General features: G+C 71.8%; 10 protein-coding genes and 1 rRNA gene. 10 read left to right on the top strand and 1 reads right to left on the bottom strand.

Annotation, left to right across the window (positions count from 1 at the left end; translation table 11 throughout):
- From rrf to HWD93_RS05645, 4 genes are all read left to right on the top strand, one after another.
- A 5S ribosomal RNA gene (gene rrf, locus HWD93_RS05660) occupies positions 1–73 on the top strand; the annotation flags it as partial.
- A gap of 99 nt (positions 74–172) precedes the next feature.
- A complete protein-coding gene (locus HWD93_RS05655; protein ID WP_261646306.1) occupies positions 173–1,336 on the top strand; it encodes an ROK family transcriptional regulator in 1,164 nt (387 codons plus the stop codon).
- Between the two features lie 73 nt (positions 1,337–1,409).
- Positions 1,410–3,425 carry a beta-galactosidase gene (locus HWD93_RS05650; RefSeq protein ID WP_261646305.1) on the top strand — a complete coding sequence of 672 codons (2,016 nt, stop codon included), beginning with the start codon at positions 1,410–1,412 and terminating at the stop codon, positions 3,423–3,425.
- On the top strand, positions 3,422–5,584 hold the full coding sequence (locus tag HWD93_RS05645) for an alpha-galactosidase (protein WP_261646304.1): 2,163 nt from the start codon (positions 3,422–3,424) through the stop codon (positions 5,582–5,584). The genes HWD93_RS05650 and HWD93_RS05645 overlap by 4 nt, the downstream gene beginning before the upstream one ends.
- Positions 5,585–5,626: 42 nt before the next feature.
- Here HWD93_RS05645 and HWD93_RS05640 read toward each other — a convergent pair whose 3' ends face one another.
- Positions 5,627–8,218: a glycoside hydrolase family 2 protein gene (locus tag HWD93_RS05640; protein WP_261646303.1), complete on the bottom strand. Its 2,592-nt coding sequence runs from the start codon at positions 8,216–8,218 to the stop codon at positions 5,627–5,629.
- 108 nt (positions 8,219–8,326) lie between these two features.
- On the opposite strand from HWD93_RS05640, the gene HWD93_RS05635 reads away from it, so the two are divergent.
- The 6 genes from HWD93_RS05635 to HWD93_RS05610 are packed head-to-tail and all read left to right on the top strand — an operon-like array spanning position 8,327 to position 16,038.
- On the top strand, positions 8,327–10,015 hold the full coding sequence (locus HWD93_RS05635; RefSeq protein ID WP_261646302.1) for an ABC transporter substrate-binding protein: 1,689 nt from the start codon (positions 8,327–8,329) through the stop codon (positions 10,013–10,015).
- A 29-nt stretch (positions 10,016–10,044) separates the two neighbouring features.
- Positions 10,045–11,034: an ABC transporter permease gene (locus HWD93_RS05630; RefSeq protein ID WP_070418539.1), complete on the top strand. Its 990-nt coding sequence runs from the start codon at positions 10,045–10,047 to the stop codon at positions 11,032–11,034.
- 12 nt (positions 11,035–11,046) lie between these two features.
- Positions 11,047–12,108 (top strand): ABC transporter permease, encoded by a 1,062-nt coding sequence (locus HWD93_RS05625; RefSeq protein ID WP_261646301.1) that lies wholly within the window; start codon positions 11,047–11,049, stop codon positions 12,106–12,108.
- Complete coding sequence (locus tag HWD93_RS05620) at positions 12,105–12,983, top strand: ABC transporter ATP-binding protein (RefSeq protein ID WP_092387808.1); 879 nt, start codon at positions 12,105–12,107, stop codon at positions 12,981–12,983. Before HWD93_RS05625 ends, HWD93_RS05620 begins: the two co-directional genes overlap by 4 nt.
- A complete protein-coding gene (locus tag HWD93_RS05615) occupies positions 12,980–13,888 on the top strand; it encodes an ABC transporter ATP-binding protein (protein ID WP_071301781.1) in 909 nt (302 codons plus the stop codon). The genes HWD93_RS05620 and HWD93_RS05615 overlap by 4 nt, the downstream gene beginning before the upstream one ends.
- Positions 13,834–16,038: a glycoside hydrolase family 36 protein gene (locus HWD93_RS05610; protein WP_261646300.1), complete on the top strand. Its 2,205-nt coding sequence runs from the start codon at positions 13,834–13,836 to the stop codon at positions 16,036–16,038. Before HWD93_RS05615 ends, HWD93_RS05610 begins: the two co-directional genes overlap by 55 nt.
- Positions 16,039–16,315 lie beyond the last annotated feature (277 nt).

Genomic DNA, 16,315 nt, shown 5'->3' with positions numbered 1-16,315 from the left:
CCCGGAAGCTAAGCCTCTCAGCGCCGATGGTACTGCAAGGGGGACCTTGTGGGAGAGTAGGACGCCGCCGGACTCAACGTTACGAATACCAGGGAACCCCTGACCACCACGTGGTCAGGGGTTTTCTGCGTTTCCAGGCGCGTTATGATCGGCCGACGAACGAAGGGGACCGATGACCGAGCAGCTCGATCGAGCAGCGATCGACCCGGGTCCGGTGTGGCCGGTGTTGACCGATGCGACGAGGTCCGCCCTGCGCGAGATCCTCCTGCACGGTGTGCTCTCCCGTGCGGAGATCGCTCGGTCGCTCGGCCTCTCGCGGGCGAGTCTCACGCGGGCCGTGCGGACGCTCCAGGAACACGGGTTCGTGATCGAGGTCGGTACGGGGGTGCGTGGCGCTACCGGTCGGCCGTCGGAGCTCCTCCGGACGAGCGAGGGCGTGTGGGAGTTCGTGGGCGTGAAGCTCACGCAGGACCGTCTGTACGCGGCGGTCACGGACCTCGCGGGACGGGTGCTCGCCCTGCACGAGGAACTACTGCGCGACGCATCGCCGGACGCGCTCGTGGCCCAGGTCGGCGAGGTCGTCGACCGGCTCCGGGCAGCGTCGCCGGCGATCTGCTCGCTCGGCGTCTCGGTGCCCGGCGACGTGGTCACCCGTGACGGCGTGACCCTGGTCGGGGTGTCGCAGTTCCTCGGCTGGCGCGACGTCCCGCTGTCGGACATGCTCGAGCGCCGGACGGGGCTCGTGACCTTCACGGTGAACGACGTCGACGCGCTCACGGCGAAGGAGCACTGGATCGGCGCCGGCGCGGGCGTCACCTCGATGGCACTCGTCACGGTCGGGGCGGGCGTCGGGTTCGGGCTCGTCACGAACGGCGAGGTGTCGGAGGGCGCCCACGGTCGGTTCGGTCGCGTCGGGCACCTGCCCGTCTACGGCGGCGGTCCGGACTGCGGGGTCGGGCACGCGGGCTGCGTGTCGAGCTACCTACCGAGCTCCATCGTGGCGCGGAACGCCGGCCACGAGGACGCCGGGTACGACGCGGTGGTCGACCTGGCCCGCGCGGGGGACGAGCGGGCGCTCCAGGCCCTCCGCGACGCCGGCACGGCCCTGGGTGTCCTCCTGTCGACGGTGGTGACGCTGGTGGACCCGGAGTCCATCGTGCTGACCGGCGACGGCCTGCCCGTGTACGACCTCGCCCGGGCAGAGGTGGACGCGGCGTTCCGGCAGGGCCTCCGCCCGTACGAGCCCGCCGTGACCATCGTCGTGCAACCGTTCGAGTTCTCCGAGTGGGCGCGTGCGGCTGCGGTCCTCGCGGTCCGCCGGCTCCTCCGCTTCTGACTTAGTTACCCGAGTTGACAAACGCCTTCGACGGGCGGGATGCTGGTCCGGTCCACCCGTCGAAGGAGATGTCGTGACCCCTGCTCGTTCCGTGCCCTGGCCCACCGAGGACCTGTCGTTCGGTGGTGACTACAGCCCCGAGCAGTGGCCGCGCTCGGTGTGGGACGAGGACGTCCGACTCATGCGCGAGGCCGGTGTGAACCTCGTCACGGTCGGGGTCTTCTCGTGGGGGCTCCTCGAGCGGTCACCGGGGGAGTACACCTGGGACTGGCTCGACGACGTACTCGACCTGCTGCACGACAACGGCATCGCGGTGGACCTCGCGACACCGACAGCCGCCCCGCCGAACTGGCTGCTCACGGCGCACCCCGAGATCCTGCCCGTCGACGCGACCGAACGCCGCGAGCGTCCCGGTGGCCGACTCGGCTGGTGCCCGGCCTCGCCGGTGTTCCGCGCGCACGCGCTCCGGATCGCCGGCGCCCTGGCCGAACGGTACGGGGAGCACCCCGCGGTCCGGCTCTGGCACGTGAGCAACGAGCTCGGCGGCGGGAACGGCCGCTGCCACTGCGAGGTCTCGGCAGCCGACTTCCGGCGCTGGCTCCGCGCGCGGTACGACCACGTCGACGCAGCGAACGCCGCGTGGGGCACCGCCTTCTGGGGACACACCTACACGTCGTTCGACGAGGTCTCCCCGCCGCGCGGCGTCGGTGGGGCGCCGAACCCGGGGCTCGCCCTCGACTTCGAGCGCTACTCGTCGGACGCGCTCCTCGCCCACTTCGAGGCCGAGAAGGCCGTCATCGAGCAGCACTCCGCCGTACCCGTCACGACGAACTTCATGGTGGGCGCCGGTTCCCAGGTCGTCGACTACGCCGAGTGGGCCCGCCACGTCGCGATCCCGGCGAACGACCACTACACGCTGGTCGACGACCCCGACCGCGCCGAGGACCTCGCGGCCGCTGCCGACCGCATGCGCGGGATGACCCGCGACGGCGGTCCGTGGCTGCTCATGGAGCACTCGACCGGGGGCCCGAGCTGGCAGCAGCGGAATCGGGCGAAGGAACCCGGCGAGATCCTCCGCAACTCGCTCGCCCACGTGGCACGCGGGTCGGACGGCGCGCTCTTCTTCCAGTGGCGCGCGTCGACCGCCGGCGCCGAGCAGTTCCACTCCGCGATGGTCCCGCACGCCGGCACCCGGAGCCGCGTCTGGCGCGAGGTCTGCGCCCTCGGCCGCGCACTCCGCGTCCTCGGGCCGGTCCAGGGCGCCCCGGTCGAAGGTGCCCGCGTCGCGATCGTCGTGGACGAGGCGTCCGGCTGGGCGCTCCAGTCCGGACTGAAGCCGCACCGGGGACTCCGGTACGGGCACGAGCTCCGTGCCTGGCACACCGCGTTCTGGCGCCGCCAGGTCCTGACCGACGTCGTCCCGCTCGACGCCGACCTGTCCGGGTACGACGTCGTGGTGCTCCCGACCCTCTTCGTCGTCGACGACGCGGCCGCGGCGCGGATCAGCGCCGTCGTGGAGCACGGCGCGACGCTCCTGGTGACCTACGCCTCGGGGATCGTGGACGAGACCGCGCGGGTCCGCACCGGTGGCTACCCGGGTGCGTTCCGCGACGTGCTCGGCGTGTGGTCGGAGGAGTTCACCCCGCTGCAGCGCGACGAGCGCGTCCTGCTCGACGACGGCACGGTCGTCACCGACTGGGCGGAGGACGTGGTCGTCGAGGACGCCGACGTCGTCCTCCGGCACGTCGACGGGCCGCTCGCGGGCCGCCCCGCGGTCACACGCCGCGCCGCCGGTGGCGGCGCCTGGTACGTCTCGGCGATGCTCGACGCGGACGGGGTGCAACGAATCGTGGACCGGATCGTCGAGGAGCGAGCGATCGCGCGGACCGTCACCGCGCCTCCAGGCCTGGAGGCAGTGCGTCGCGTCCGGCAGGACGGCACCGGGATCCTGTTCCTCCTGAACCACCGCACCGACGACGTCGTCCTGTCGGCTGCCGGGACCGACCTGCTCGACGGCTCCGGGCACGGCCCGGAGACCGTCGTGCCCGCCGGCGGCGTCCGCGTGCTCCTCGAGGAGGCGACGGCATGACCGTCGTGGACGGTGAGGAGGCGCGGGCAGCCGTGCCGGCGGCGCTGATGCGCGTCCACGCGCTGCGCGCGGCCGGGGTGGGTGTCGTCGTCGCGACCCGTGTCGACGGCCTGCCCGAGGTGCTGCACTGGGGGCGGGACGTCGGCGAGGTCGTGCCGGAGGACGCGGACGACCTCGTGCTCGCCGTCGCGCGGGCGGTCTCACCGAGTGCGTTCGACGCCCCGTGGCCGGTGACGATCCTGCCCACCGAGCAGGACGGGTGGGAGGGGCGACCCGGGATCGCCGGACAGGTCGGCGGTCGTCCGCTCGTGCCGGTGTGGCGCGACGTCGTCGTGCACGTCGAGGGGCAGCTGCTCGTGGTCGACGCCGCGTCGGACGAGGTGGCGCTGCACAGCGAGTTCGCCCTCGACGACGCCGGGGTCCTGCGGGTGCGGCACGCGCTGACGAACAGCGGCACGGCCGACGTCGAGGTGCAGGCCCTCGAAGCGGTGCTGCCGGTGGGGGAGCGGGCCGCCGAGGTGCTCGACCTCGCCGGACGGTGGACCCGCGAGCGGACCCCGCAGCGGCGGGCGATGACCGACGGGGTGCACGTGCGCGAGAGCCGTCGGGGGCGGACCGGGCACGACGCCCCGACCCTCACGGTGCTCGGGACCCCGGGGTTCGACGACACCACCGGCGAGCTGTGGGCGGTGCACCCGGCGTGGAGCGCGGACTCCGTGCACCGGTACGACCAGCTCGCCGAGGCCCGTCCCGTGCTCGGCGCGGGGGAGCTCCTGCGCGCGGGCGAGGTCGTGCTCCGTCCGGGCGAGACGTTCACCACGCCCGACACCGTCTTCGTCTGGACCGACGCCGGGCTCGACGGGGTCGCCGTCCGCCTCCACGACTCCCTCCGCGCGCGCCCCGGGCACCCACGGACCCCGCGTCCCGTCGTGCTGAACACCTGGGAGGCCGTCTACTACCGGCAGGAGCTGGAGCCGCTGCTCGCACTCGCGCGGGTCGCTGCAGACGTCGGTGTCGAACGGTTCGTCCTCGACGACGGCTGGTTCACCGGACGCCGCTCCGACACCACGGCCCTCGGCGACTGGACGGTCGACGCCGACCTCTGGCCGCAGGGCCTCGGCCCGCTCGTCGCCGGAGTCCGATCGCTCGGCATGGACTTCGGGCTGTGGTTCGAGCCGGAGATGGTGAGCCCGGTGTCCGAGCTCGCGGTCGACCACCCGGACTGGCTCCTGCAGGACCCCGGGCGCACCCGGACGTGGCGGCACCAGTACGTGCTCGACCTCGCCCGCGCGGACGTCCGCGCGCACGTCCTCGACCGGATGTCGGCGGTGATCGGGGAGCACCACGTCGACTTCGTGAAGTGGGACCAGAACCGCGACGTCGTGCAGACCGTGCACGCCGGCCGGGTCGGCCTCGACGCGCACACCCGCGGTGCCTACGCGGTGATGGACGAGCTCCGTCGCCGACACCCCTGGCTGGAGATCGAGGCGTGTGCGTCCGGCGGCGCCCGGGTCGACCTGGGCGTCCTCGAACGCACCGACCGGGTGTGGGCGTCGGATTCGAACGACGCGATGGAACGGCTGCCGATCCAGCGGTGGACCGAGCTCCTGCTGCCGCTCGAGCTCATCGGGTCGCACGTCGGCCCCGAGGTGTCGCACACCACCGGGCGGCACCTCGACCTCGACTTCCGGATGGCGGTGTCGCTCTTCGGCAGCGCCGGCATCGAGACCGACATCACCCGGTGCAGCCCCGCGGAGCTCGACCGGCTGCGGGAGTGGACCGCGCTCTACAAGCGGGAGCGGGGACTGCTGCACTCCGGGCGGCTGCACCACGTCGAGCTCGGGGACCCCGGGCTCGCGACGACGGCGGTCGTCGCGCGCGATCGGTCCCGAGCCCTCGTGCGGGTCGCCCGGACCGTGACGGGGCCGCGGTCCCTGGCCGTGCCGCTGCGCCTGCGCGGACTCGACCGGGAGCGCCGGTACCGGGTCGCACCGGTGACGGGGCTCCGGGTGCCGAAGGGGGTCGACGTGACCCGGACGCCGTGGATCGAGCGGGGGAGCGTGGAGCTGTCCGGCGCGGTGCTCGAGGACGTGGGGGTGCGGCTGCCCGCGCTGGCCCCGGGGACCGCACTCGTGCTCGAGGTGCAGGCGACCGACTGACCGGGGCGGACGGGCCGGGTACGCGCCCGGCCCGTCCACGCCTCAGGGCAGCAGGTCGCCGGCGTGCCGGAGCACCAGGGGGCCGGCCAACGCCTCCACGTCGATGCCCGCCGCGCGCGTGACCTCGAACACCGCCGACTCGCCGGGCAGCAGCGACACCAGCCCCTCGTCGACCCGGGCCGTGGCGACCACCCGGTCCGGGAACAGCGCGAGGTCCCGCACGTACGCCGTCGCCGTGACCGTGACCCGCGCTCCCTCCGGCGTCGCCGCGGCGTCGACCGAGAACGGTCGACGTCCGAGGCGCTGGTCGACGACCTCCGCGAAGTCGTGCACCCGCCGCCCCGAGGCCGACCCGGTCACCACGAGCACCTCACCCGAGCGGTCCTGCGGCACCGCGACCTCGACGGGCAGCGTGATCCGGACCGCGTCCGCCGGGTCGACCGAGACGGTCGCCGTGGTCGTCGCGAGCACCGTGCCGTCGAACGCGCGGCGCTCGACGACGACCTCGTCGGTGACGGGCGCACCGCCGGCGTTCACCACGACGACGTCGAGGCCGTCGCCCGCCGTCGACCGCTGGACCGTCGCGAGGACCTCGCGGTAGGCCTGTCGGACCGCGTACCAGACCGGCTTCCGGTGCCCGGCGTGGTCGACGAGTGCCCAGGACACCACGGGCCAGTCGTCGTTGAGCTGCCAGACGACCATGCCGGTGTTGTCCGGCGTGCGGGACCGGAACCACTCCATGCCGAAGCGGATCGCGTGCGCCTGGTTGAGCTGCGCGGCCCAGTGCCAGTCCTCGATGGTCGTCGGCGCCGGGAGGTGCCCGCGCATGCCGTCGGCGAGCTTCCGGTTGCCCTCGTGCGCCTTCTGGTGCACGAGCATCTCGTGGCCGTCCGGGTCGAGCGGCTCGTCGTGCACCACCGCGGTGAGGGTCGACCACGCGGGCGGCCCCTGGAACCCGAACTCGGCGACGAACCGCGGCTGCCAGTCGGCGTAGGCGGTGTAGTCCTTCGTGTTCCAGACGTCCCAGATGTGCACGCTGCCGTTGCGCTCGTCGTTCGGCGTCAGGTACTCGTCGAACGAGAACGGGCTCCCGGGGGTGTACGGCCGGGTCGGGTCGAGCTCCGCGACGATCGCGGGCAGCAGGGAACGGTAGTACCCGTTGCCCCACGTGCGACCGACGAGCGACGGCCGCCACCCCCACTCGGCGTACGCCACGAGGTTCTCGTTGTTGCCGTTCCACACCACGAGCGAGGGGTGGGGACTGAGGCGGGTGACGGCCTCGCGGACCTCGGGCTCGACCTCGTCGGCCAGCCACGGCTCCTCGGCGTAGGCGGCGCAGGCGAACAGGAAGTCCTGCCAGACGAGGATCCCGAGCTCGTCGCACCGGTCGTACAGGTCGTCGGACTCGTAGACCCCGCCGCCCCAGATCCGGAGCAGGTTGACGTTCGCCTCGACCGCGTCGTCGATCCGCTCGGCGTAGCGCTCGGCCGTCATCTCGGTGAGGTACGCGTGGTCCGGGATCCAGTTCGCCCCGCGCACGATGACGGGCCGGTCGTTGACGCGCAGGAGGAACGGCGCGCCACCCGCGTCGGCAGCCGTGTCGAGGGTGACGGTCCGGAACCCCACCCGGCCGGTCCAGACGTCGTCGCCGACCTCGACCCGGACGTCGTACAGCGGCTGGTCACCGTGGCCGCGCGGCCACCAGACGGCGACGTCGGGGACCTCGAGCCGCACGACGGCGGAGCCGGTCGTGCGGTCCGGGCCGGTCGCGACGGGGCGCGCGCCGACGACCCGGCCGGCGGTGTCGGCGGGGTCGGTGGGGCGGACGGGAGGCGCGGTGTCGGAACCGGGGTGCGCTGCGGACGCGTGGTGCGGGGCCAGGGTGATCCGGGCCTCCAGTCCGGCACCCGCGTCACCACCTGCGGACGCGACGGGCGCGCTGCCGATGGCCTGCGAGAAGGCGCCGGAGGAGCCGGCGAACTCGACGTCGACGTGCGCGGTGAGCACGCCGGTGGTGCCGTCGACGTCGACGAGGGGGCGGACGGCCGCGATGCGGACGCCGCTCCAGGACTCGATGCCGATCGACTTCCAGATGCCGCTCGTCGCGACGTCGACGCCCCAGTCCCAGCCGAAGTTCGACGCGTTCTTCCGCAGCGCGTTGTACGGGTGGTGGTTGACGTGCGGGAGCTCGCCGCCGTGCAGCTCGGAGAGCCGGACGGCCGCGGGCACGGGCGCGTCGAACGTGACGACGAGCTCGTTCACGCCCGGTCGGAGCAGGTGTCCGACGGGGAACCGGTACGAGCGGTGCTGGTTCGCGGTGGTGCCGACGACGATGCCGTTGAGCTCGATCGTCGCGAGCGTGTCGAGTCCGTCCGCGACGAGGTCGTGGCGGCGCAGCCCGGTGCCGTCGGCCCAGTCGAACGTCCGCCGGTACCGCCAGACCGTGTCGCCGATCCACTGCGTCGCGGCCTCGCCGTCACCGTCGAACGGATCGGGGATCCTGCCGGCGCGCAGCAGGTCGGTGTGCACGCAGCCGGGCACCACCGCCTGCACCGGGTCGCGGTGGGCATCGGCCTCCGGTGGACCGGCCACCGCCTCGAGGGTCCAGTGGCCGTCCAGTGTCGTGCGCTCCATCGCGCCTCCTCACGTCGTCGTGCAAGCTCTTGACCGGGTTAGTTTAGCCGTGTAACAATCGCGGTCACAACGACCAGGCCTGCGACGGAGCAGACCGAGAGGACAACGATGTCAACACCAAACCGTTCCCGGCGGCTCGCCATCGCGGCCGCGGCCATCCTCACCACCGCGGGACTCGCCCTCACCGGCTGCAGCTCGAGCGGGACCGCGGCGTCGTCCGACTCCGCATCGACCCTGATCGCGTACACCGGACAGTCCGGCGACTACCAGATCAACTACAACCCCTGGTCGCCGTCGAACATCGGTGGCGTCGGGACGATCTACGAGGGCCTGTTCTTCATCACGAACGTCAACACGAAGGACCCGAAGCCGCTGCTCGGCACGAGCTACGAGTGGAACGCCGACGGCACCCAGCTGAGCATCACGCTCCGCGACGACGCGAAGTGGAGCGACGGGAAGCCCTTCACGGCGAAGGACGTCGTGTTCACCCTCGACATGCTCAAGAAGTACAAGGCGCTCAACTCCATCGGGTACGACGGCACCGCGAAGGCCGAGGGGGACGACAAGGTCGTCGTGTCCTTCGCGAAGCCGTCCTTCGTGCTCGGCCCGAACCTGCTCGGCAAGACCTGGATCGTGCCGGAGCACCTCTGGAAGGACATCGACCCGACCACCGACGTCGTGCGCAAGCCCGTCGGGACGGGCCCGTACACGCTCGGCACGTTCAAGGCGCAGGCGTTCACCCTCGAGGCGAACAAGGACTACTGGGGCGGTGCCCCGGCCGTGAAGACGATCCGCTACCTGTCGCTCTCCGGCAACACCGCGGGTGCCGACGCCCTGTCGCAGGGCTCGATCGACTGGCAGACCGGCCCGGTCCCGAACATGGACGACATCCCCGGCCACTACCAGGGCTACGACGGCATCACCGTCGGCCAGAACCAGATGGCCCTGCTGACCTGCTCGTCGACGGCGCTCGGCTGCTCGGGCCCGCAGACCGACCCGGCCGTGCGGCACGCCATCGCCGACGCGATCAACCGCAAGCAGCTCAACTCCCTCGCGTTCTCGAACACCGCCAGCGAGATCTCGCCGACGTTCGCACTGACGACGACGCAGGAGGACATGATCTCGAAGGACGTCTCGCCGGCCGTGATGCCGTCCGGTGCCGACACCGACGCCGCGGCCTCGACGCTCGAGGACGCCGGGTACGCCAAGGGTGCCGACGGCATCTACGCGAAGGACGGCAAGAAGCTGTCCCTGACGGTCGAGGTCGTCACCGGCTGGACCGACTACATCACCGCGATCGACACGATGACGCAGCAGCTCAAGGCCGCCGGCATCGAGCTCAAGGCACAGCAGTCGTCGTGGAACGAGTGGACCGACAAGAAGACCAAGGGCAACTACCAGCTCGCGATCGACTCGCTCGGCCAGGGCCCGACCGCGAACCCGTACTACCTCTACAACAACTACTACTCGACCGCGAACACCGCGAAGGTCGGTGAGGCGGCCCCGATGAACATCGCCCGCTACAGCAACCCCGAGGTGGACGCCGCGCTGCAGAAGCTCGCGACGATCAACCCGGAGGACACCGCGGCGACCCAGCCCGAACTCGACGTCATCCAGCAGCACGTCGTCGAGGACATGCCGTACATCCCGATCATGACCGGCGGCACGACGAGCGAGTTCCACGCGGCGAAGTTCACCGGCTGGCCGACGAAGGACGACCTGTACGCGTTCCCGGCGGTCTGGGCGAGCCCGGACAACGCCGAGATCTTCAAGGCCCTCAAGCCCGCCAAGGGCTGAGGCGAGGACTGCGACCGAGGAGCGCTCGTATGCACTACTTCCTGCGCAAGATCGGCTTCTACATCGTGGCCCTCTGGGCGGCGTTGACGCTGAACTTCATCATCCCCAGGCTCCTGCCCGGGAACCCCGTGGACATCCTGCTCGCCAAGCTCCAGCAGCGCGGCGGGCAGGTGACCCCGGCGACCCGGCAGGCGTACGAGCTGCTCCTCGGTGGCAACTCCTCGGAACCGATCCTCGCCCAGTACGGCCAGTACCTGGGCAACGTGTTCCGCGGTGACCTCGGGGTGTCGGTGAGCTACTTCCCGGCACCGGTGACCGAGGTCATCGGGAGCTCCCTGCCGTGGACGATCGCCCTCGTCGGCATCGCCACCGTGCTCGCCGCCGTCATCGGGGTCGCCCTCGGCGCCTTCGTCGGGTGGCGACCGGGCACCTGGCTCGACTCGTTCGTGCCGGCCACCACCCTGCTCGCCGCGGTGCCGTACTTCTGGCTCGCGCTGATCCTCGTGTACTTCTTCGCGACCGGACTGCACCTGTTCCCGGCCCAGGGCGGCTACGACGTCGTCCTCACACCGGGGTTCAACGGCGAGTTCCTCATGTCGGCGCTCAAGTACGGCGTACTGCCAGCCGCGACGATCGTGCTCGCCTCGCTCGGCGGCTGGCTGCTCGGGATGCGCAACATGATGGTGTCCACGCTGTCCGAGGACTACATCACCACGGCGCTCGCGAAGGGCCTGCCGCACGGCAAGGTCCTCCGCAACTACGCCGCCCGCAACGCCGTGCTGCCGTCGGTCGCCGGGTTCGCGATCTCCCTCGGGTTCATCGTGTCCGGGTCCGTCGTCACCGAGCAGGTGTTCTCGTACCCCGGCATCGGGTCGAAGCTCCTCTCCGCGGTGACGAACAACGACTACGCGCTCATGCAGGGCATCTTCCTGTTCATCACCCTGGCGGTCCTCGGCGCGAACCTCGTCGTCGACCTGCTCTACGGGCTCATCGACCCGCGCACCCGGGCCCGGAGCTAGGAGGACACGACCATGACCAACATCCAACAGGAGACCGAACCCACCATCGGTGCCCTCACCGAGGAGGCCGAGGCCGGTTCCACCCGGAGCATCGCGACCGCTCGTCGTGGCCGGCCGAAGGGCGGCATCCGTCGGTTCCTCCCCACGCTGACGCCGTGGCTCGTCACGGGCATCGTGCTCATCGTCGGCGTCGCCCTGTTCGGGCTGCTCGGCCCGCTGCTCGTCGGCGACCCGAGCGCCATCCGCGACTCGGGCATGCAGCCGCCGAGCGCCGACAACCTGCTCGGGACGACGCAGACCGGGCAGGACGTCCTCGCCCAGCTCGCGTTCGCCACCCGGGGCAGCCTGCAGATCGGCCTCATCGTCGGTGTCCTCGCCACGGTGCTGTCGGCGTTCTTCGGCATCCTCGGCGCGTACCTCGGCGGGATCATGGACGAGGCGTTCTCGCTCTTCTCGAACGTGTTCCTCGTGATCCCGGGCCTGCCGCTCGTCATCGTCATCTCGGGCCTCGTCCCGCAGGAGGCCCGAGGCCTCTGGACCATCGCCATCGTCCTCGCGATCACGTCGTGGGCCGGGTCCGCCCGGGTCCTCCGCGCGCAGACGATGTCGATCCGGAACCGCGACTACGTGTCCGCTGCGCGGGTCGCCGGGGAACGACCGTGGCGGGTCATCGCGGTGGAGATCCTGCCGAACCTGCTGCCGGTGCTCGCGTCGCAGTTCGTGTTCGCCGTCATCGCCGCGATCCTCGGCGAGGCCGGGCTGTCCTTCCTCGGCCTCGGCGCCTCGAACTCGTCGACGCTCGGCACGATGCTCTTCTACGCGCAGAACGGCTTCGCACTCGCCCAGGGCGCCTGGTGGTGGTTCGTCCCGCCGGGGCTCCTCATCGCACTGCTCGGCATGGGCCTCTCCCTCGTCAACTTCTCGATCGACGAGGTCATCAACCCGCGGCTCGCGAACGTGCGGGCGCAGCGACGGCGTGAACGTCGCGCACGTCGCGCGGCCCGCCGTCCCGGCCCAGGAGGCGCGGCTCGCCTCACCGAGACCACCACCGACTCGAAGGGGGTCGCCCGATGACCCGGGACGCCGTCCTCACCATCGACCACCTCGACGTCGTCTACGAGACCGAGCACCCCGTGCACGCCGTCAAGGACGTCTCGCTGACGCTCGCACCCGGGGAGATCCTCGGGCTGGCCGGGGAGTCCGGCTGCGGCAAGACGACGCTCGCCTACGCCATCACCCGGCTGCACAAGCCGCCGGCGAAGGTGACGTCCGGCAGCATCACCTTCCACGACCGGGACGGCAGCGACGTCGACCTGCTCGGCCTCGGCGACGAGCAGCTCCGTGCCGTCCGCTGGTCGAAGCTGTCGATGGTGTTCCAGGGGGCGATGAACGCGCTCAACCCGGTCACCACGATCCGGGCACAGCTCGACGACGCGCTCGTCGAGCACCGCCGGGGCATGCCCCGCAAGGAGCGTCGGGCGATCGCGGAGGACGCGCTCCGACGGGTCGGGGTCGACCCGTCCCGCATCACGGCGTACCCGCACGAACTCTCCGGCGGCATGCGGCAGCGCGTGATGATCGCGATGGCGATGCTGCTCGAGCCGCAGGTCATGATCATGGACGAGCCGACCACCGCGCTCGACGTCGTCGTGCAGCGGGAGATCCTCCGCGAGATCGTCCGCCTGCGCGACGAGCTCGGCTTCGCGGTCGTGTTCATCACCCACGACCTCCCGCTGCTGCTCGAGATCAGCGACCGGATCGCGATCATGCTCCGCGGCGAGGTCGTCGAGTGCGCCACCGCCGACACCATCCAGCACGACCCGCAGCACCCCTACACCCGGCGGCTGCTGCAGTCCTTCCCGAGCCTGTCCGGCGCCCGCGGCGACTTCATCCGCACCGGGGCGAGCATCGACGGCTCGGACCTCGACACCCAGGAGGTCGTCCGATGACCAGTGTGACCGTCAGCCACCTCGGCAAGGACTTCCACACCCGGAAGGGCCTGCGCCGGACCACCCTCCGCGCCGTCGACGACGTGTCGTTCGAGCTCCTGCCCGGACGCACCGTCGCCCTCGTCGGGGAGTCCGGTTCGGGCAAGTCGACGATCGCCCGGATGCTCGCGAAGCTGGAGAGCACCACGCGCGGCTCGATCGACGTCCGGCTCGAGGACGGCACCCCCGTCGTCGGCAGCATGTACCGGCGGCACGTGCAGATGGTGTTCCAGGACCCCTTCGCGTCGCTCAACCCGTTCCACTCGATCGAGCACCACATCGCCCGCCCGCTGCAGCTCCACCACCGTGCGCGCGGTGCCGAGGAGACCGCCGAACGCGTCCGGGAACTGCTCGGCCGCGTGAACCTCGACGAGGACTTCGCGTCCCGCCGTCCGCACGAGCTCTCCGGCGGGCAGCGACAGCGCGTCGCGATCGCCCGGGCCCTCGCACCCGGGGCGCAGGTGCTCATCGCTGACGAGCCCGTGTCGATGCTCGACGTGTCGATCCGGCTCAGCGTGCTCAACCTCATGGGGCGGCTGCAGCGCGAGGACCACCTCGCCGTGCTGTACATCACGCACGACCTCGCCACTGCTCGGCACTTCTCGGACGAGATCCTGGTGCTGTACCGCGGCCGGGTCGTCGAACGGGGACCCTCGGACGCGGTCATCCTCGACCCGCAGCACGACTACACCCGGCTGCTCGCCGAGGCCGCCCCCGACCCGGAGCGCACCGACCGCCGGGTGACCTCGGGACCGGCACTCGACCGCTCCACGATCGACAACACCACCTGCTACGACCACACCCTGGGGGAGTGGGTCACGAGTTCGCCGGCACCGGTCGGGGCGGTCCGGGCCGGGACGCCGTGAGTGCGTTCGTCGACTGGGTCACGCCCGGGTTCTCGGCACGGTTCCGGATCGCATCGGACCGTCCGGTCGCCCTGGTGTCGCTCGTGCCGACCGGCGGGGCGCTCGCCGACGGCCCCGACGACCCGCAGCCGCTCGTCGAGCTGACCACCGTCGGCCACGGCAGGTTCCCCGGCGGGTTCCGGCACGTCGACTCCACCATCGGCGCACGGCTCCGGTACGTGTCGCACGACGACGCCCCCGTGTCCGTGGGCGGGACCGGATCAGGGCCCGCGGACACGACCGGGGCGGTGGACGGGACCGACCTGTGGTTCCGGATCGTGCAGGAGGACGCGGCCACGCGCCTCCAGGTCGTGTCCGTGTTCTGCGCGCGTGCCGGCGTCGGAGCGTTCCGGACGTGGACCGAGGTGTCGGCGCCGGAGGGCGAGCACGTCGTCGACTTCGTCTCGTCCTTCGCGACCGGGGCGTTCCTGACCGACTCCGGTGCGACGGTCGACGAGCTGTCGTTGACCCAGGCCGAGAACGACTGGGCAGCCGAGAGCCGGTGGCGCACCGATCCGCTGCGGTCGATCGGACTCGCCCGCATCGATCGCGAGGCGCAGCACCACCCGCCCCGCAGCCGCGCCGTCGTGCAGAACCGCGGCTCGTGGTCCACCGGTGAGGCGCTGCCGATCGGCGTGCTGCACGCTGCCGACTTCGCGCTCGTGTGGCAGGTCGAGCACAACGGGCCGTGGCTCTACGAACTGGGGGAGACCCGGCGGCACGCGTACGTGCTGCTGAGCGGACCGACCGACCAGGAGCACCAGTGGAGCGCCGTCGTCGGTCCGGGACAGCCGTTCGTGTCCGTGCCGGTGTCGGTCGGGATCGCCGGCTCGGTCGGCGACGCGTTCGCGGTGCTCACCCGGCAGCGTCGGGCGTTCCGGCACGTGCGGGACGCCGATCGTGCCCTGCCGCTGGTCTTCAACGACTACATGAACACGCTCATGGGCGACCCGACGACCGAGAAGCTCCTGCCGCTCATCGACGCGGCCGCCGACGCCGGTGCCGACCTGTTCTGCATCGACGCCGGCTGGTACGCCGAGGGGCACTGGTGGGACACCGTCGGCGCGTGGGAGCCCGCGGCGTCGCGGTTCCCGACCGGGCTCGGGTCCGTCATCGACCACATCCGTTCGCGCGGCATGCAGGCCGGGCTCTGGCTCGAACCCGAGGTCGTCGGGATCCACTCGCCCCTGGCGTCGTCCTTGCCGTCGTCCGCCTTCGTGCACCACCGCGGGGTGCGGGTCGCGGAGCACGGCCGGCACCTGCTCGACCTGCGCTCGCCGGATGCCCGTGCGCACCTCGACGCCGTCGTCGACCGGCTCGTCGGGACAGTCGGTGTGACGTTCTTCAAGATGGACAACAACACGATGACGGGGCCGTTCGACGGGCAGCTCGAGCACCAGCGGGCGCTGCTGGACTGGCTCGACGACGTGCAGGCCCGCTACCCGTCGCTCCTCATCGAGAACTGCGCCTCGGGAGCGATGCGCGCCGACTTCGCGATGCTGTCCCGGCTGCACATGCAGTCGACCTCGGACCAGCAGGACCCGGTGCTGTCCGCCACGATCGCTGCCGCAGCGCCCGCAGCGATGCTCCCCGAGCAGGCGGGGAACTGGGCGTACCCGGCGCCGTCGATGTCCGACGACCTGTTCACCCTGTCGCTTGTCAACGGCGTACTCGGGCGGATGTACCTGTCCGGGTACCTCAACGAGATGTCACCGGCGCAGCTGGGGGTCGTGGCCGCGGCGATCGAGGCGCACCGGACCGTGCTCGCGGACGTGTCGTCGGCGCTGCCGGTGTGGCCGCTCGGGCTGCCCGGGTGGGAGGACACCTGGGTCGCGCTCGGCCTCGACGTGCCGGACGGGGACCTGTACCTGTCGGTGTGGGCGTTGCCGGGGGCGTCGTCCTCGGTGTCGTTGCCGCTGCCGGCGCTCGTGGGGCAGTCGGTTGCGGTGTCGCCGCTCTTCCCGACGGCGCTCGGGGCCTGGGAGGTCTCGTGGGACGCCGACGCGGGGGTGCTGCAAGTCGACCACGGCGGGGCCACCCCGACGGCCCGGGTGTTCCGCGTCCGGCGGGACCCGGGCGTCCGGTCGGGCGGGACCGGCGCGGGGCGGTGACCGGGGCGCGCGCCGGATGGCAGACGGTGCGTGTTCCGGGACGGGAAGCGCGGTGCGGGCAGGCGCCGCGCCTCCCGTCCGGTGGAGCTGGGCTTGCGGCGCGGCGCGGACGGGATCGTGTGGTCGCCTCTGACCGTTCTGGTTCGGGATCCCCGGGATTCGCGAACCGGAACGGTCACGCGCTCAGGCTGGTCCGATCGGTCGAGCGTCCATCTCTGCCGCGCCTCGTCGATGTCGAGCCGGAACTGCCAGTGCTCCCGCGGTGACTCCTGGTGGA

It is taken from the genome of Curtobacterium sp. C2H10 (assembly GCF_025407985.1).
Classification (GTDB): Bacteria; Actinomycetota; Actinomycetes; order Actinomycetales; family Microbacteriaceae; genus Curtobacterium.
This window is presented reverse-complemented; position numbering and strand designations above follow the sequence as displayed.